At 64.8% G+C, this 17,197-nt stretch carries 12 protein-coding genes; 10 read left to right on the top strand and 2 right to left on the bottom strand.

Annotation, left to right across the window (positions count from 1 at the left end; genetic code table 11):
• Nucleotides 1–19 precede the first annotated feature (19 nt).
• From ASG39_RS14140 to ASG39_RS14120, 5 genes are all read left to right on the top strand, one after another.
• A complete protein-coding gene (locus ASG39_RS14140) occupies nucleotides 20–1,273 on the top strand; it encodes an aspartate kinase (protein WP_062595641.1) in 1,254 nt (417 codons plus the stop codon).
• A gap of 70 nt (nucleotides 1,274–1,343) precedes the next feature.
• Nucleotides 1,344–3,608, top strand: coding sequence for a phosphoenolpyruvate--protein phosphotransferase (ptsP, locus tag ASG39_RS14135; protein ID WP_062595640.1), 2,265 nt, complete (start codon nucleotides 1,344–1,346; stop codon nucleotides 3,606–3,608).
• A gap of 115 nt (nucleotides 3,609–3,723) precedes the next feature.
• Nucleotides 3,724–4,806, top strand: coding sequence for a peptide chain release factor 1 (prfA, locus tag ASG39_RS14130; RefSeq protein ID WP_062595639.1), 1,083 nt, complete (start codon nucleotides 3,724–3,726; stop codon nucleotides 4,804–4,806).
• 3 nt (nucleotides 4,807–4,809) lie between these two features.
• Nucleotides 4,810–5,685 carry a peptide chain release factor N(5)-glutamine methyltransferase gene (gene prmC, locus ASG39_RS14125; RefSeq protein ID WP_062595638.1) on the top strand — a complete coding sequence of 292 codons (876 nt, stop codon included), beginning with the start codon at nucleotides 4,810–4,812 and terminating at the stop codon, nucleotides 5,683–5,685.
• A gap of 409 nt (nucleotides 5,686–6,094) precedes the next feature.
• Nucleotides 6,095–7,066: a DUF4167 domain-containing protein gene (locus tag ASG39_RS14120; RefSeq protein WP_062595637.1), complete on the top strand. Its 972-nt coding sequence runs from the start codon at nucleotides 6,095–6,097 to the stop codon at nucleotides 7,064–7,066.
• A 63-nt stretch (nucleotides 7,067–7,129) separates the two neighbouring features.
• On the opposite strand, the gene ASG39_RS23355 is transcribed toward ASG39_RS14120, so the two are convergent.
• Nucleotides 7,130–7,513 carry a hypothetical protein gene (locus ASG39_RS23355; RefSeq protein ID WP_082477249.1) on the bottom strand — a complete coding sequence of 128 codons (384 nt, stop codon included), beginning with the start codon at nucleotides 7,511–7,513 and terminating at the stop codon, nucleotides 7,130–7,132.
• 232 nt (nucleotides 7,514–7,745) lie between these two features.
• On the opposite strand from ASG39_RS23355, the gene ASG39_RS24555 reads away from it, so the two are divergent.
• From ASG39_RS24555 to ASG39_RS14085, 5 genes are all read left to right on the top strand, one after another.
• Nucleotides 7,746–9,263: an NUDIX hydrolase gene (locus ASG39_RS24555; protein ID WP_244481240.1), complete on the top strand. Its 1,518-nt coding sequence runs from the start codon at nucleotides 7,746–7,748 to the stop codon at nucleotides 9,261–9,263.
• A 184-nt stretch (nucleotides 9,264–9,447) separates the two neighbouring features.
• The gene (clpB, locus tag ASG39_RS14100) at nucleotides 9,448–12,054 is read left to right on the top strand and encodes an ATP-dependent chaperone ClpB (RefSeq protein ID WP_062595635.1); all 2,607 of its coding nucleotides are present in this window, start codon (nucleotides 9,448–9,450) and stop codon (nucleotides 12,052–12,054) included.
• A gap of 153 nt (nucleotides 12,055–12,207) precedes the next feature.
• Nucleotides 12,208–12,987: a formyl transferase gene (locus tag ASG39_RS14095; protein ID WP_062595634.1), complete on the top strand. Its 780-nt coding sequence runs from the start codon at nucleotides 12,208–12,210 to the stop codon at nucleotides 12,985–12,987.
• Between the two features lie 160 nt (nucleotides 12,988–13,147).
• Entirely contained in the window at nucleotides 13,148–13,765 is a 618-nt protein-coding gene (locus ASG39_RS14090; RefSeq protein WP_062595633.1) for a methylenetetrahydrofolate reductase C-terminal domain-containing protein, read from the top strand.
• Nucleotides 13,762–14,829 carry a methylenetetrahydrofolate reductase gene (locus tag ASG39_RS14085; RefSeq protein ID WP_062595632.1) on the top strand — a complete coding sequence of 356 codons (1,068 nt, stop codon included), beginning with the start codon at nucleotides 13,762–13,764 and terminating at the stop codon, nucleotides 14,827–14,829. Before ASG39_RS14090 ends, ASG39_RS14085 begins: the two co-directional genes overlap by 4 nt.
• 40 nt (nucleotides 14,830–14,869) lie before the next feature.
• Here ASG39_RS14085 and ASG39_RS14080 read toward each other — a convergent pair whose 3' ends face one another.
• The gene (locus ASG39_RS14080) at nucleotides 14,870–16,837 is read right to left on the bottom strand and encodes a M23 family metallopeptidase (protein ID WP_062595631.1); all 1,968 of its coding nucleotides are present in this window, start codon (nucleotides 16,835–16,837) and stop codon (nucleotides 14,870–14,872) included.
• Nucleotides 16,838–17,197: the final 360 nt, after the last annotated feature.

Below are 17,197 nucleotides of genomic sequence, written 5' to 3'. Positions count from 1 at the left end.
CTGGTACCGGTAGAGGCAGATGGCACGCATCGTGATGAAATTCGGCGGAACCTCCGTCGCGGACATGGATCGCATCCGGGTCGTCGCCCGGCATGTGAAACGCGAGGTGGATGCCGGACATGAGGTCGCCGTCGTCGTATCCGCCATGTCGGGCAAGACCAATGAGCTCGTCGGCTGGACGCGCGATGCCTCGCCCATGCACGATGCTCGCGAATACGATGCCGTCGTCGCCTCCGGCGAACAGGTGACATCCGGTCTGCTTGCCATCGCGCTGCAGCACATCGGCATCAACGCCCGCTCCTGGCAGGGCTGGCAGATCCCGATCCGGACCGACAACGCCCATGGCGCGGCGCGGATCATGGATATCGACGGAACGGACCTCATCCGCCGCTTCGGCGAAGGCCAGGTGGCCGTCGTTGCCGGCTTCCAGGGGCTTGGCCCCGACAACCGCATTGCCACGCTCGGTCGCGGCGGCTCGGATACGAGCGCAGTCGCTATTGCGGCCGCGGTCAAGGCCGATCGCTGCGACATCTATACCGACGTCGACGGCGTCTACACGACCGACCCGCGGATCGTGCCGAAGGCGCGCCGCCTGAAGAAGATCGCGTTCGAGGAAATGCTGGAAATGGCATCGCTCGGCGCCAAGGTGCTGCAGGTGCGCTCGGTCGAGCTTGCCATGGTGCACAAGGTCCGCACCTTCGTGCGCTCCAGTTTCGAAGACCCCGACGCGCCCGGCATGGGCGATCTTTTGAACCCGCCGGGAACGCTGATTTGTGATGAGGAAGAGATCGTGGAACAGGAAGTCGTGACCGGCATCGCCTATGCCAAGGATGAGGCGCAAATTTCGCTGCGGCGTCTGAACGATCGCCCGGGCGTCTCCGCCGCGATCTTCGGACCGCTCGCCGAAGCGCATATCAATGTCGATATGATCGTCCAGAACATCTCCGAAGACGGATCGAAGACCGACATGACCTTCACCGTGCCGTCCGGCGATGTCGATAAGGCGCTGCGCGTGCTCGACGCGGAGAAGACCAAGATCGGCTTCGACGCGATCCAGAACGAATCGGGCCTCGCCAAAGTGTCGGTCATCGGCATCGGCATGCGCAGCCATGCGGGCGTTGCAGCATCGGCTTTCCGTGCGCTGGCCGACAAGGGCATCAACATCAAGGCAATCACGACCTCGGAAATCAAGATTTCCATCCTGATCGACGGTGCGTATGCCGAATTGGCCGTTCGGACTTTGCATTCCGTCTACGGGCTGGATAAGAATTAAGCGAAGCGGCCGAAGGGCTGCCGCCCGAGGTGTCTGCACCTCCACTCTTTGATCGGGGAGACGTTGCGCGATGAGAGACCTGTCCGGTCCACGCGTTCTTCTCAAGCGGCTGCGCGAACTGATGGCGGAGCCGCTCGAGCCGCAGGAGCGGCTTGACCGGATCGTGCGTCAGATCGCACAGAACATGGTTGCAGAAGTCTGCTCGGTCTATGTGCTGCGCTCCGACGGCGTTCTCGAACTCTACGCCACCGAGGGCCTGAACAAGGACGCCGTGCATCTGGCGCAGTTGCAGATGGGGCAGGGCCTCGTCGGCACGATCGCGGCCAGCGCGCGCCCGCTCAATCTCTCCGACGCCCAGTCGCACCCCGCCTTCACCTACCTCCCGGAAACGGGGGAGGAGGTCTACCACTCCTTCCTTGGCGTGCCGATCCTGCGCACCGGCCGGTCGCTCGGCGTTCTCGTCGTGCAGAACAAGGCAAGCCGCACCTATCGCGACGACGAGGTGGAGGCGCTCGAGACCACGGCCATGGTTCTGGCCGAAATGGTGGCGACCGGCGAACTCAAGAAGATCACGCGCCCGGGACTCGAACTCGACCTGTCGCGTCCCGTGACGATCGAAGGCTCCGGTTTCAACGAGGGCGTCGGTCTCGGCTATGTCGTCCTTCACGAACCGCGAATCGTCGTCACCAATCTCCTGAACGACGATACCGACAAGGAACTGTCGCGGCTCGGCGAGGCGCTGGGATCGCTGCGGATCTCGATCGACGACATGCTGTCGCGGCGTGACGTGTCGATGGAGGGCGAGCATCGCGCGGTCCTCGAAGCCTACCGGATGTTCGCCCATGATCGCGGCTGGGTGCGCAAGCTCGAAGAGGCCATCCGCAACGGCCTGACGGCGGAAGCCGCGGTCGAGCGCGTGCAGAGCGAGACGAAGGCGCGGATGATGCGCCTGACGGACCCCTATCTGCGCGAGCGGATGCATGATTTCGACGATCTGGCCAACCGGCTGCTGCGGCAGTTGACGGGCTATGGCGCACGCGTGTCGGACAAGGATTTCCCGGTCGATGCCGTGGTCGTCGCCCGGGCGATGGGCGCTGCCGAGCTGCTCGATTATCCGCGCGAGAACATCCGCGGGCTGGTGCTCGAAGACGGCGCGGTGACGAGCCATGTCGTCATCGTCGCGCGGGCCATGGGGATTCCGGTCGTCGGCCAGGCGGCCGGTGCCGTGGCGCTCGCGGAAAACGGCGATGCGATGATCATCGACGGCGACGATGCCAAGGTGCACCTGCGCCCGATGGCCGATCTTCAGCGCGCCTATGAGGAAAAGGTCCGTCTGCGCGCGCGCCGGCAGGAGCAGTTCCGCGCGCTTCGCGGCGTCGAGCCGGTGACGAGGGACGGCAGCCGGATCCGGCTGCAGATGAATGCCGGCCTGATGGTCGATCTGCCGCAGCTCGACGAATCGGGTGCCGAGGGCATCGGTCTCTTCCGCACCGAGCTGCAGTTCATGATCGCCTCGACCATGCCGCGGATGGAAGAGCAGGAAGCCTTTTACCGCAATGTGCTGAAACAGGCCGCCGGCAAGCCGGTGACCTTTCGCACGCTCGACATCGGTGGCGACAAGGTAGTGCCTTACTTCCGCGCGGCGGAGGAGGAGAATCCGGCGCTCGGCTGGCGGGCGATCCGCCTGTCGCTCGACCGGCCCGGCCTGCTGCGCACGCAGTTGCGCGCAATGCTGCGGGCTTCGGCAGGCCAGGAACTGCGCATCATGTTGCCCATGGTCACCGAGGTCTTCGAGCTGAAGGCCGTGCGCGAACTGCTGCAGAAGGAAATCCAGCGGCAGTCGAAGGTCGGCGAGCAGCTGCCGCGCAAGCTGCAGTTCGGTGCGATGCTGGAAGTGCCGGCGCTGCTCTACCAGCTGGACGAGTTGATGCACGAGGTCGATTTCGTCTCGGTCGGGTCCAACGACCTGTTCCAGTTCACGATGGCGGTGGACCGCGGCAATTCCCGCGTCTCGGATCGTTTCGACGTGCTGAGCCGGCCGTTCCTGCGGATGCTGCGCGATATCGTGCGCGCCGGCGAGCGCAACGCCACCTCCGTCACGCTCTGCGGCGAGATGGCGTCGAAGCCGCTTTCGGCGCTGGCCTTGCTCGCGATCGGCTTCCGCTCGCTATCGATGTCTCCGACGGCGGTCGGACCCGTCAAGGCGATGTTGCTGGCGACCAATCTGGCGCGCCTGTCGCCGGAACTGAACGCCCTGCTGGACGACACCAAGGGAACGCGCACGCCGCGGGAGCTTCTGAAGGCCTTTGCGGCGGACAACGACATTCCGTTGTAGGGGCCGGGCAAGCGCCTGAGGATACGAGAAGAACGTCCCTCTCTGCCCTGCCGGAGAGGGACGTTCTTCCTTTCTGACATTCGAGATTTTGCCGCGGAGCGGCCTGGAGTAAGCATTGGCCACATTACCTGTCGAGAAGATGCGGGAGCTGGAGCGGCGGTTCGGCGAGATCGAGGCGCGCATGTCGGCGGGGCCGGCGGCCGATGTCTATGTGAAGCTCGCATCCGAATATTCCGAGCTTCAGCCGGTGGTCGCAAAGATCCGCCAGTACGAAAAAGCGCGGGCGGAGCTTGCCGACATCGAGACGCTTCTGTCCGACAAGACGACCGACCGCGACATGCGCGACCTCGCCGAGATGGAGAAGCCGGAGATCGAGGAACGGCTGGAAAAGCTCGGAAGCGAGATGCAGATCCTGCTCTTGCCGAAGGATGCTGCCGACGAGAAGAGCGCCATCCTCGAAATCCGCGCGGGAACCGGCGGCTCGGAGGCGGCCCTTTTTGCGGGCGATCTCTTCCGCATGTATGAGCGCTATGCCGCCGACAAGGGCTGGAAAGTCGAGGTGCTCAGCGCCAGCGACGGCGATGCCGGGGGCTTCAAGGAAATCATCGCCACCGTGACGGGACGCGGCGTGTTCTCCAAGCTGAAATTCGAATCGGGCGTGCACCGCGTTCAGCGGGTGCCGGATACGGAAACGCAGGGGCGCATCCACACCTCCGCCGCCACCGTCGCCGTGCTGCCCGAGGCCGAGGATATCGACATCGACATCCGCGCCGAGGACATCCGCATCGATACGATGCGCTCCTCGGGTGCCGGCGGCCAGCACGTCAACACGACCGACAGCGCGGTGCGCATCACCCATATGCCCTCCGGCATCGTGGTCACGAGTTCGGAGAAATCCCAGCACCAGAACCGGGCGAAGGCCATGCAGGTGCTGCGGTCGCGCCTTTACGACATGGAACGGCAGAAGGCGGACAGCGAGCGCTCGGCCTCCCGCAAGAGCCAGGTCGGTTCCGGCGATCGGTCGGAGCGCATCCGCACCTATAATTTCCCACAGGGCCGGGTGACGGATCATCGTATCAACCTGACGCTCTACAAGATCGGCCGGATGATGATGGGCGAGATCGACGAGGTGGTGGATGCATTGCTGGCCGATTACCAGGCCGACCAGCTCGCCCGTCTCGGCGAACAGCAGGGCTGACCGGTGGGCGATACGGTCGACAGTCTGGCCGCCGAGGTGCGGGCGGCGCTCCGGCAGGCGGATTTCGACGATCCGGCGCAGGAGGCGCGCATTCTTGTCGGCGGCCTGCTCGGCCTGACGCCGACAGGGCTGATGAGCCGGGGCGGTGATGTCGTCGCGACGGACAAGGCGGCATCGATCCGCGCCGCGATCACGCGTCGGCTGGCGCGCGAGCCGTTGCACCGCATTCTCGGTCGCCGGGATTTCTACGGGCTGACATTGTCGCTGTCGCCGGAAACGCTGGAGCCGCGGCCGGATACGGAAACGCTGGTCGAGGCGATGCTTCCGCATGTTCGTGCGACGGTGGCGCGGATCGGCGCGTGCCGTATTCTGGATCTCGGCACGGGCACGGGGGCGATCTGCCTGGCGCTGCTGAGCGAGGTTGCCGAGGCGACCGGGGTCGGCGTCGATCTTTCGGCAGACGCTCTTTCGACGGCGGCGGCCAATGCGCGGGCCCACGGGCTCGCCGAACGCTTCCGGACGGTCGAAAGCGACTGGTTCGAAACGATCGAGGGGCGCTACCATGTCGTCGTTTCGAACCCCCCGTATATCCGCTCCGACATCATCGACGGGCTCGATCCGGAGGTCCGGCTGTTCGATCCGATGCTGGCGCTCGATGGTGGGACCGACGGACTGGATGCCTACCGCACCATTGCCGGCCGCGTCGCGGGCGTCCTTGAAGATGAGGGCGTGGTCGGTCTGGAAATCGGGTTCGATCAAAAGGACAGTGTGACGCGCATCTTCGCTGCGGAAGGTTTCGAGAGAACGCATTTCCTGCGCGATCTCGGCGGGAACGACCGGGTGCTTGTCTTCCGCCGTGCCGATGTTGCGAGCGTATGACGGTTCGGCCGTCAAACCTGTGGGAAAGCGGGCGTTTACTCGCTCCGCACCGCGGCGTTCTTTTCGCATATGCAAAGAAAAGGCTTGGAATTGCCGGGGAAGACAGCTAGGTTGCCGCCACGCACTGAGCAGACGGTCAAGGATTTCAGGATTCGTTCCGGTCAGACCTCTCCGCAGGGAATGCTCTTCTGACACAAGAGCTTGGGTCGACAGTGCCTGGTGCGGGTACCTGTTAATTTGACGCCAACCAGCAAGATGCCTTTTCAGGCTGCTGGGTCGCGGCGTGCCTTCTCGTTCTGCCTCCCCCTGATGTCGGGAGCTGCGAGGGGGTGTTTACCACGATGGCCGGAGCCATGAGGCCGGACGCCATATGAACCATCATGATCAAGAGATTTCGGGTGACGATAGGATGAGGCCAGGACAGCAGAACAAGCGCGGCCGTGGGCGTAACAACAATAATAACAACAATAACAATGGCGGCGGCGGCGGCGGCAACAACAATCATAACCGGAAGGGGCAGAACCCGCTCACCCGGACCTATGACAGCTCCGGCCCAGACGTTAAGATTCGCGGCACCGCGCAGCATATCGCCGAGAAGTACACGACGCTCGCCCGGGATGCCCAGAGCTCCGGCGACCGTGTCATCGCCGAAAACTATCTTCAGCATGCCGAGCACTACAACCGCATCATTGCTGCCGCACAGGCGCAGATGCAGGAGCGCTTCCAGCGCGACGATCGCCAATCCTATGACGGCAACGACATGGACGGCAACGACCGTGACGGCATGATGGATGACGATCAGGATCAGGGCTATGACGACCAGCCCGCCATGATCCAGCAGCCGACGCCCCGTCGCGAACAGCCCCGCCAGCCGCAGCCGCAGCCGCAACAACGGGCCGAGCGCACCGAGCGGCCGGACCGTCAGGAACGGTCGGATCGCAACGAACGTCCGGTTCAGGCGGAACGCCAGGACCGTCAAGAGCGCGTGGACCGCCCAGAGCGTAATGAGCAGGCCGAGCGGCCCGAACGTGCAGAACGGCCCGAACGTGCAGAACGGACCGAACGCGCCGAGCGGCCGGAACGGGCAGAGCGTGCCGAACGCGCACCCCGTGCGGAGCGCCAGCCCCGCGGCGAACGTCCGGCCGCTGCCCAGCATCCCGTGGCCGCAGCGCCGGAAACCGTCATCGACGGAACCGGCCCGCAGCCGGAGATCGAAGGCACGCCCGCCGAGGTCATCATCGAAGAAGAAGCCTCTGCCGGCCGCGCCCCGCGCCGCCGCGCTGCGCCGCGTCCCCGTCGTCCGCGCCGCACAGAAGGTGCAGCGGAGGAGGGTGCCGCCGGCGAGCAGCCGGAAGCACCGGCTCTGGCCGATTCCGAGTAAGCGGTCGCAAGATCATCGCAGGGAGAAGGGCGGCGGCAACGTCGCCCTTTTTCATGGGCGGTTCTATTTCCGCAGGTAGCTCTTCACGCCGCTGTCGGACAGGCAGAACCGCCCGCCGCGTGGGCCGGTGCAGAACGTGCCGCTGCGGCAGTCGCAGCTCGTCGTGCCTGTTGCTGGTGCCGATGTGACGGGCGCTGGCTGGGGTGACGTCCCGAGAAGCCCGAGCGGTCGATGGGTTGCGGCGCAGGACGTCTCGCTGGCGCTGATCGAGCCGTCGCGGCAGATGAAGCGCTCCCCCTGACAGTGATCGATGCCGCCTTTCCTGCCGCTGCACGGCGTGTTTCCGGCCGCGGATGCGGGCCCGGCGACGAGGCAGACAAGAACGATCGTCCAGGCACTGGCGGAGAGGATGGTTCGAAAGGAGGCTGGCGGGTATCTGCTTTGCATGGGTAGGCGTTCCGGGGCGTCGGGTTACCCTGAGATGGGGCTCCCCTCGGTTCGGGATTTCTAAGAGTTTGTCAATTCTTACAAATAGGATGCAAGCGGTGGGAAACGTCGTCGCGCCGATGCAAATGAGGATATGGTCGCGCTGAACGCGTCGCGATCTTTCAGATTCGCTTCCTGCGCTTCTGCACCATTTTGCGCGACATGCTTTATCGTAAGGGGAGGAGGACCGGCCATGGCTGGGAATGACGAGACCTGGAAGATCCTGCATTCGCGGTCTCTGATCCGCGACCGGCGTATCGATGTCCGTGCGGACGCCTGCGAGACGCCGTCCGGGCTCCGCGTCGATCCCTATTATGTTCTGACCTATCCCGACTGGGTGGCGGTCGTGGCGATCACGCCGGATCGGCAGATGGTGCTGGTCCGTCAGTATCGGCATGCTGTGGGCAAGGTTCTGCTGGAAGCGCCGGCCGGCAGCATGGAAGCAAGCGACGAGAGCCCGGAGGCGGCGGCGCGGCGGGAGCTGTTGGAGGAAACCGGGTATCGCTGCGAGCGGATGGAATGGCTGAGTTCGCTCTATCCCAATCCCTCGATGCAGACGAACCGGGTGCATGCCTTTCTCGCTCACGATGTCGTCCGCGTGGACGACCAGAAGCTCGATGCGGAAGAGGACGGGCTGACGGTCGAACTGTTGCCGATCGAAACCGTGCTCGCCGGTCTGGGCACCGGACTGATCGGCCAGTCGATGCATGTGGCCGCCATCCTTCAGGCGATGACGGTGCTGCCTCGGCTGGAGCCGACGCCCGGAGCGGCTGCTGTGTACCGCACCGGGGTAACGCCCGTGCCGGCGTTGTCCCAGCCTGCCAGACGCGACGCGCGCGAGACGGGGACGGATGGTGCGGGGATGCGCGTCTTCGGCATCGATTTCACCTCGGCTCCCTCACGGCAGAAGCCGATCACCTGCGTCGAGTGCCGGCTGGACGGAGGGACGTTGCGGTTCGTGGCGCTGCATCGCTGGACGCATTTCGAAGGCTTCACGGGTTTTCTTTCCTCCTCGGGCCCTTGGATCGCCGGGCTCGATTTCCCCTTCGGGCAGTCGCGAAAATTCATCGAGACGATCGGCTGGCCGCTGTCGTGGGAGGCTTATGTCGGTCACGTTTCGGGGCTTTCGCGGGCGGCGTTCTACGAGATGCTGACGGCGTATCGCCTGCCGCGGGCGGCGGGTGACAAGGAGCACCAGCGGTTCATCGATCGCTCGACGGGCGGGATCAGTCCGCAAAAGCTGCATGGGGTGCCGGTCGGGCTGATGTTCTACGAGGGTGCGCGCCGGCTTCTGGCCTCCGATGTGCACCTGCCGCTGCTGCGGGCGGGCGATCCGAGCCGCGTCGCGGTCGAGGCCTATCCCGGCGTGATGGCGCGGCGGTTGATCGGGCGGCGATCCTACAAGAACGATACGCGCAGCCTGCAGACGCCGGCGCTTCTCGCGGCCCGTCTCGATCTCTTCGACCGCCTCTGCGATCCCGCCGCCGATCTTTCCCGCAGCGGCCTTCGGATCGAAGCGCCGCGCACGCTTGCCGATGAGCCCACAGCGGATGCTCTGGATGCGCTTCTCTGCGCCGTGCAGGCAGGATGGGCCTATGGGCAAAAGGACGCTGGTTTCGGCATCCCGCCGCAGGCCGATCCGCTGGAGGGCTGGATCGTCGATCCCGCCCTTTTGCGGGCCTTCGATCCGACGCAAACAATCTCGCGATAAAGCCGAGGCAAGGCCGATTCTGCTCTTTAATTCGGCAAAAATGCCTCCCATATCTCTCTGCGAAGCGGGATGAAGCTGCACGCCGCAGCCTTCATCTCGCGATACCGGGCTTGCCGATTTCGGGAGCCTGATCCCAATCGCCGGGGCGTGCCGCATGGGCGTACCGGTTCCAAGGAGACAGACGATGGATATCGAAAAATATTCCGAACGTGTTCGCGGTTTCCTGCAATCGGCGCAGACCTATGCGCTGTCGGCAGGCCACCCCCAGTTCACGCCCGAGCATGTGCTGAAAGTGCTGCTCGATGACGATCAGGGCATGGCCGCCTCGTTGATCGAGCGCGCCGGCGGCCGGGCGAAGGACGCCAAGCTCGCCAATGATGCCGCCCTCGCCAAACTGCCGAAGGTTTCCGGCGGCAATGGCGGCATCGCCCTGTCTCAGCCGCTGGCCAAGGTGTTCACGACGGCCGAAGAGGCCTCGAAAAAGGCCGGCGACAGCTTCGTCACCGTCGAGCGCCTGTTGCTGGCGCTGGCCGTGGAAACTTCCGCCTCGACCGCGCAGTCGCTGTCCAAGGCCGGTGTGACCGCCGCGCGGCTGAACCAGGCGATCAACGACATCCGCAAGGGCCGTACCGCCGACGGCGCCAATGCCGAAGCCGGATTCGATGCGCTGAAGAAGTATGCGCGCGACCTGACGGCGGACGCGCGGGATGGCAAGCTCGACCCCGTGATCGGCCGCGACGACGAAATCCGCCGCACGATCCAGGTGCTGTCGCGTCGCACCAAGAACAATCCGGTGCTGATCGGGGAACCCGGCGTCGGCAAGACGGCGATCGCCGAGGGCCTTGCCCTGCGCATCGTCAATGGCGACGTGCCGGAAAGCCTGAAGGACAAGCGGCTGATGGCGCTCGACATGGGCGCGCTGATTGCCGGCGCGAAGTTTCGAGGCGAGTTCGAGGAGCGGCTGAAAGCCATTCTCTCGGAAGTGCAGGCGGATGCGGGCGAGATCATCCTGTTCATCGACGAGATGCACACGCTGGTCGGTGCCGGCAAGGCCGATGGCGCCATGGATGCGTCCAACCTCCTGAAGCCGGCGCTGGCCCGCGGCGAGCTGCACTGCGTCGGCGCGACCACGCTCGACGAGTACCGCAAGCATGTGGAAAAGGATGCGGCGCTTGCCCGCCGGTTTCAGCCGGTCATGGTCAACGAGCCGGATGTCGAGGACACGATCTCGATCCTGCGCGGCCTGAAGGAGAAGTACGAGCAGCACCACAAGGTGCGGATTTCGGATGCGGCGCTGGTTGCGGCCGCGACGTTGTCGAACCGCTACATCACCGACCGGTTCCTGCCCGACAAGGCGATCGACCTGATGGACGAGGCCGCGTCGCGGCTGCGGATGCAGGTCGATAGCAAGCCGGAGGAACTGGACGAGCTCGACCGCCGGATCATGCAGCTGAAGATCGAGCGGGAGGCCCTGAAGAAGGAAACCGACCGCGCGTCGAAGGACCGGCTGGAAAAGCTGGAGGTGGATCTGACCGGTCTTGAGGAACAGGCCGATGCGCTGACCGCGCGGTGGCAGTCGGAAAAATCCAAGCTCGGCCTTGCCGCCGATCTGAAGCGGCAGCTGGACGAAGCCCGCAACGAACTGGCCATCGCCCAGCGTAAGGGCGAGTTCCAGCGGGCCGGGGAGCTTGCCTATGGCGAGATCCCGAAGCTCGAAAAGGAGTTGCAGGAGTCCGAGGCGCAGGACGGTTCCGCCGCATCCATGGTTCAGGAGGTAGTGACGCCGGACAATATCGCGCACATCGTTTCGCGCTGGACCGGAATTCCGGTCGACAAGATGCTGGAAGGCGAGCGCGAAAAGCTGCTGCGGATGGAAGACGATCTGGCGCAATGGGTCGTTGGGCAGGGCGATGCCGTTCAGGCCGTGTCGCGTGCTGTTCGTCGTTCGCGCGCCGGGCTGCAGGACCCGAACCGGCCGATCGGCTCGTTCATCTTCCTCGGCCCGACCGGTGTCGGCAAGACGGAGCTGACCAAGGCGCTCGCCCGCTTCCTGTTCGATGACGACACCGCCCTCGTGCGCATGGATATGTCGGAATATATGGAGAAGCACTCCGTCGCCCGGCTGATCGGTGCACCTCCGGGTTATGTCGGCTACGAGGAAGGCGGTTCGCTGACCGAGGCCGTGCGTCGCAAGCCGTATCAGGTCGTGCTGTTCGACGAGATCGAGAAGGCGCATCCCGACGTTTTCAACGTGCTGCTGCAGGTTCTGGACGACGGGCGGCTGACCGACGGCCAGGGACGGACGGTGGATTTCCGCAACACGATGATCATCATGACATCGAACCTCGGGGCGGAATATCTGACCGGGCTTGCCGAGGGCGAGGATACCGACAGCGTGCGCGAGCAGGTGATGGGCGTGGTGCGCTCGGCCTTTCGGCCGGAGTTCCTCAACCGCGTCGACGAGATCATTCTCTTCCACCGCCTGAAGCGCGGCGAGATGGGGGCGATCGTGGACATTCAGCTCGAACGGCTGAAAACCCTGCTCGCCGATCGCAAGATCACGCTGGAGCTGGACGGCGACGCCCGGCACTGGCTGGCGGAGCGCGGCTACGACCCTGTCTATGGCGCACGCCCGTTGAAGCGGACGATCCAGCGTTATGTCCAGGATCCGCTTGCCGAGAAGATTCTCGCCGGCGACATTCCGGACGGATCTGTCGTGACGGTGCTGGAAGGGTCCGACCGGCTGAACTTCAAGCTGCGCGGCACAGGTGCGGACCGCGCCGCCGCCTGATCCGAGATATCTCCGATCCGGCATGAACACTGAGGCCTTCCCGGGAGACCGGGGAGGCCTTTTCCGTTGCGACGTCCTGTCCGTCCCTGCGCCCTTAATCACCCGGTAAGCGGGATCGGCGACAAAGGGCATCTGCCAGAGAGGGACGGGGACATGTCAGAGGGGAAGCGCGCGGGTCGAGTGGTCGTGGTGACGGCGGGCGGACGCAATCCGCAGATCCTGATCAATGCGCTCGCCAGCCGGTTTTCAGAGGTCGTCGTTCTCCAGGAGCCTGGGGAGCCGAAGTCGGTCTTCGTCAAAAGACGCGCGCGCAAGCTCGGCTGGCCGGTCGCGCTCGGGCAGCTCGTGACGATGGTCGCGTCAAAATTCGGCAAGCGCTGGACCGAGGGTCGCGCTCGCGCGATTCTTGAGACCTATGACGTTACCGACACGCCGAATGCCGATGTGCAGACGATTCCGATCCCGTCCATCAACACGCCGGATGCCCTGCGGCACGTGACGCAGCTTTCGCCCGATGTCGTGTTTCTGGTTTCCTGCCGCATGCTCTCGGCGAAGACGCTTGCGGCATTCACCTGTCCGGTCATCAATTTTCACGCGGGCATCAATCCGCAGTACCGGGGCCTGATGGGTGGCTATTGGGCCCGGGTCAATCGGGACGAGGAAAATTTCGGCGCGACCGTGCATCTGGTCGATGCCGGCGTCGATACGGGCGGCATCCTCTACCAGGCCCGAATGACACCGGCAAAGGCCGATACGATGCATACCTATCCCCTGCTGCAGACGGCGGCCGCGACGGGGATCGCCGTTCAGGCCGTGGAGGACGCCCTTGCCGGGACGCTTCGGCCAATCGCCGTGTCCGGTCCTTCCCGGCAATGGTATCACCCGCCGGTCTGGACATGGGTCTGGAACGGGCTGACCCGCGGCGTCTGGTAAGCCCCTCCCTGCGAACGTCGCTTTCGCCTTGGCACCGTGTCGTGCAAGGATGCGCGCAGGGCGCAAAAACCGCGCACATTCCGCCGAACGGAGACGGTCTGACGATGAAGGCTTCGCAGCAACGCGCAGACATCAACAGCGCTGGACGGGTAGACGTGCCATGACGAAACCATCGCCCTCCGATCTTGCGCCGGCGCCGAAGCCCGACAAGGGCAATGCGCAGGCCGGGCGCAAGGCCGCAACCGGCGCCTATACGCCCGCCAGCGTTTCGCCGAACCGGCGCGGGCAGCGCCGCTTTGCGATCCGCCTCTGGTCGGTGCGCCATTCGCGGCTTCTGGAATGGGTCTACCACCGCTTCGCTTCGGTCTTTCTGGCACTGCATCCGCTCTGGCGGGTGATCGGCTATGCCCGGGCCGAGGCGCCCGTCACCCTTGTCGAGCGCGGGGTGAAGGGTGTGCTGTTCGATTGTCGCATGTGCGGGCAGTGCATTCTGTCCTCGACCGGCATGTCCTGCCCGATGAACTGTCCGAAGCAACTGCGCAACGGGCCCTGCGGTGGCGTGCGCGCCAACGGCCATTGCGAGGTGGAGCCGGATATGCCCTGCGTCTGGGTCAAGGCCTGGGAAGGCTCGCAACAGATGGAAAAAGGCGACGCGATCCTGGCCGTGCAGCCGCCGGTGAACCAGTCGCTGCGCGAGACCTCCTCCTGGCTGCGCGTGACGGCCGCCGCGGCGCAGGCACGCGATGGCGAGGCCGCACGCGCGGGACGCCCGACATGAGCGGTTCCCCCGTCGATCTCCTGCCCGGACATTCCTCGCGCGGGCGGCTGGAACAGGTGCTTCGGCGCGGCGAATTCGCGGTCACGGCCGAGTTGAACCCGCCCGACAGCGCCGACCCGGAAGAGGTCTATGCCCGGGCCGCCGTGTTCGAAGGCTGGGTGGACGGCATCAACGCCGTCGATGCGTCGGGTGCCAATTGCCATATGTCGTCGGTCGGCATCTGCGCGCTCCTGACCCGCATGGGCTACGCTCCGATCATGCAGATCTCGTGCCGCGACCGGAACCGGATCGCCATTCAGGGCGATGTGCTGGGGGCAGCCGCCATGGGCGTTGCGAACATTCTGTGCCTCACCGGCGACGGCGTGCAGGCCGGCGACCAGCCGGGCGCGAAACCCGTCTTCGATCTCGATTGCATGTCGCTTCTGGAAACGGTGCGGATCATGCGGGATCACGCGAAGTTCCTCTCCGGCCGCAAACTCACCGCGCCGCCGCGCGTCTTTCTCGGTGCCGCCATCAATCCGTTTGCGCCACCCTATGATTTCCGCCCCTACCGGCTCGCCAAGAAGATCGAGGCGGGCGCCCAGTTCGTGCAGAGCCAGTATTGTTTCGACGTGCCGATGTTCCGTGCCTACATGGACAAGGTGCGCGATCTCGGCTTGGCCGAGCACTGCCATATCCTTGTCGGTGTCGGCCCGATGGCGTCGGCCCGCACCGCACGATGGATCCGCTCGAACGTGCCCGGCGTGCACATTCCCGACGCGATCATCGCCCGGCTGGAAGGCGCTGCCGACCAGAAGGAGGAAGGCAAGCAGATCTGCATCGACATCATCAACGAGGTGAAGGAGATCAAGGGGGTCTCCGGCATCCATGTGATGGCCTACCGGCAGGAAGAATATGTGGCCGAGATCGTCCACGATTCCGGCGTCCTGAAAGGCCGCAGGCCCTGGCGGCGGGAGCAGGACCCGGCCGATGCGGGCGTTGCCGAGCGGCTGGATGCGGCACGCGGCGGCGAGATGCAGGATCAGGAGAGCCTTGCGGAGACGGCGGCGAAACGGCCGCATTGACCCCTGCGCCGGCAGGCGCGAACGCTGCGGCGCGCACGCTTTACTGCGTGGCGGCGACCTCGCTGCCATTGTCCTTGGCCAGCAGTTCGTCGATGCGCTGACGCTCTTCCTCGAACTGGGCGAGCGCCGGGCCGTCCAGCGACTTGCCGCCGGGAAGCCGGATGCGGAGCGGATCGACGCGGTTGCCGTTGACGATCAGCTCGTAATGCAAGTGCGGGCCGGTCGACAGGCCGGTCGTTCCGATCCAGCCGATGACCTGACCCTGCGAGACGCGCGCGCCGGGCTTGACGTTCTTGGCGATCGCGCTCTGGTGGTTGTAGGACGAGACATAGCCGTTCGCATGACGAATGAGCGTCTGGTTGCCATAGCCGCCGCTGTCCCAGCCCGCTTTTTCCACGACGCCATTGCCCGCCGCGATGATCGGGGTTCCCCGTGGCGCGGCCCAGTCCACGCCGGTATGCATGCGCGAGAAGCCGAGGATCGGATGGCGCCGCATGCCGAAGCCCGAACGGAACGTGCCGTTCGGAACCGGGTTGCGCAGCAGGAACTGGCGGATGCTCTTGCCCATCTCGTTATAGTAATCGACGGAATTGTCGTCGGGATCCTGGAAACGATAGAAGCGCGTCTGCGCGTCGCCGAATTTTGCATTCACGTAAAGCAGTTCGGACGTATCCGTCGCCCGCCCGCTTTCGTCCGCAACCGAGAAAAATGCCTCCAGGCTGTCGGTCGGCTTCAACTGCGCCTGAAAATCGACATTGCTGGCAAGCAGCTTCACCAGCTGCGAGACCATGCCCTGGTTCATACCGTAGGAGAGCGCTGCCCGATAGACGCCGTCATAGACGCGGGGAAGATCGCGCCCGGCGGCGATGGTCGGCGTGCCGTTGTCGTCGAAAGCGGTGTAGACGGCTGAGAGCTGCGGCGGTTCCTCGCCACGCACGAAGCTGCCATGGTCGTCCAGCGCCATGGTCAGCACATGCGCGCCGCCCTTGGCATAGACGCTTGCCCGCATGACACGGGCTTCCTCGTTCTCGCCCTTCTGGATGATGCCGATGCGCACGACGTCGCCCTCATGGAAGACGTCGGAACTGAGTGCCGTTTTGAGAACGGCGGCGATGTCGGTTGCCTGCGCCTTGGAATATCCAGCGCTGCTCAGCACGCTCGCCATTTCGGTCTCGCGCCGCACCGGAATGACGTCGTCGGCAAATTCGGCGCTGTTGTCGTTGATCGTTTCGAACGGCGTGACCGTCATGTTCTCCTCGACCACACGGGCGGAAAGCCCCTGGATGAGGTCGAGCTCGGAGGCATCCGACGCGAAACGTCGCGGGTCCACGTAAAAGAGCGAGGCGAGCTGGGTGTTGCCTTCAGTGAGCGCAGCGCCGTTGGAGCGGACGTTCTCCTCCACCTCTTCGAGCGACATCGAGGGGCCGAATTTGAGCGTCGATCCCTTCAGCGGGAAATCGACGGTCTTCAAGGCGACTTCGGACTCGACGTCGGAACCATAGATGGTGCCCGTGCGCAGCGGGGGAGGGGCCGAGGCGGCGTCGTCATTGGAAAAGATCGCGAGCGGATCGAAAGAGGGATAGGATTCGGAGGCCTGATGGTTGGCGGCCAGCGTCATCTTCACATGGGCGAAGGGCTGACGACGCACCACTTCCTTCTCGCCGTCATGGATCATCGTGGACACTTCGAGAATCGTCCGGTCGGATGGCTTTGCGACGATCACGGGAGACAGGATGCGGCCGCCGCGCTTTGCCGTGGTCGCGGGCTGACCGGCGCGCAGGCTGGGATCGACCGACGCATAGGCTTCCGCCGGGATCGCGAGCTGCTGGCGGCCATCGAGGGCGGCAAAGAGCGCGACGCCCATCAGGAGGCTGGAGGTAATGCCGGTAAGGAACGTGCCGGAGAGCCAGCGAAGCGAGATCTCACGGCGGTCGGGTGCCCTGCGACCATCGGCCAGTATGGGCGGCTCGTTGCCCAGCGACCGTATCATGGATTTGTCCGTGATCATGCCAGCTGATCGGGTCCCTGTTGAGCGCGCCGGTTCTTATTATAGGCTGCGTATATTGTCCGAAGATGTGCATCTTTCGCGTCCTCAAGTCAAATCCGACGCGCGATGCGATGCCCCTTGAGACACTGTGAATGTGTAGAACTGAGGGCGAAGCGCTGCGCGCGACCTGTTTCCTGCGTCGCGCGGGCAGGGGAGGGGGCTCCAGGCCCGGCGGCGCAGGGACTTGTCAGAAATCTGTCATTTTTTTCAAAAACCCTGTTGACGAAGCGGTGCAGTGGGATCTATAAACCGCACACCAACGAGGGCGGCGGCGCTGCTGGCGACCGACGAACTCGCTCTGAAGTTTCTTGACTTTGCGGG

Origin of the sequence: Rhizobium sp. Leaf371 (assembly GCF_001424045.1) — a bacterium.
Taxonomy (GTDB): Bacteria; Pseudomonadota; Alphaproteobacteria; order Rhizobiales; family Rhizobiaceae; genus Ferranicluibacter.
This window is presented reverse-complemented; position numbering and strand designations above follow the sequence as displayed.

What these genes read in the sequence shown, in the direction of transcription:
- ASG39_RS14140 (WP_062595641.1), top strand. Translation starts at nt 20, where the DNA reads ATGGCACGCATCGTGATGAAATTCGGCGGAACCTCCGTCGCGGACATG.
- ptsP (WP_062595640.1), top strand. Translation starts at nt 1,344, where the DNA reads ATGAGAGACCTGTCCGGTCCACGCGTTCTTCTCAAGCGGCTGCGCGAA.
- ASG39_RS14120 (WP_062595637.1), top strand. Translation starts at nt 6,095, where the DNA reads ATGAGGCCAGGACAGCAGAACAAGCGCGGCCGTGGGCGTAACAACAAT.
- ASG39_RS23355 (WP_082477249.1), bottom strand. Translation starts at nt 7,513, where the DNA reads ATGCAAAGCAGATACCCGCCAGCCTCCTTTCGAACCATCCTCTCCGCC.
- ASG39_RS24555 (WP_244481240.1), top strand. Translation starts at nt 7,746, where the DNA reads ATGGCTGGGAATGACGAGACCTGGAAGATCCTGCATTCGCGGTCTCTG.
- clpB (WP_062595635.1), top strand. Translation starts at nt 9,448, where the DNA reads ATGGATATCGAAAAATATTCCGAACGTGTTCGCGGTTTCCTGCAATCG.
- ASG39_RS14095 (WP_062595634.1), top strand. Translation starts at nt 12,208, where the DNA reads ATGTCAGAGGGGAAGCGCGCGGGTCGAGTGGTCGTGGTGACGGCGGGC.
- ASG39_RS14090 (WP_062595633.1), top strand. Translation starts at nt 13,148, where the DNA reads ATGACGAAACCATCGCCCTCCGATCTTGCGCCGGCGCCGAAGCCCGAC.
- ASG39_RS14085 (WP_062595632.1), top strand. Translation starts at nt 13,762, where the DNA reads ATGAGCGGTTCCCCCGTCGATCTCCTGCCCGGACATTCCTCGCGCGGG.
- ASG39_RS14080 (WP_062595631.1), bottom strand. Translation starts at nt 16,837, where the DNA reads ATGATCACGGACAAATCCATGATACGGTCGCTGGGCAACGAGCCGCCC.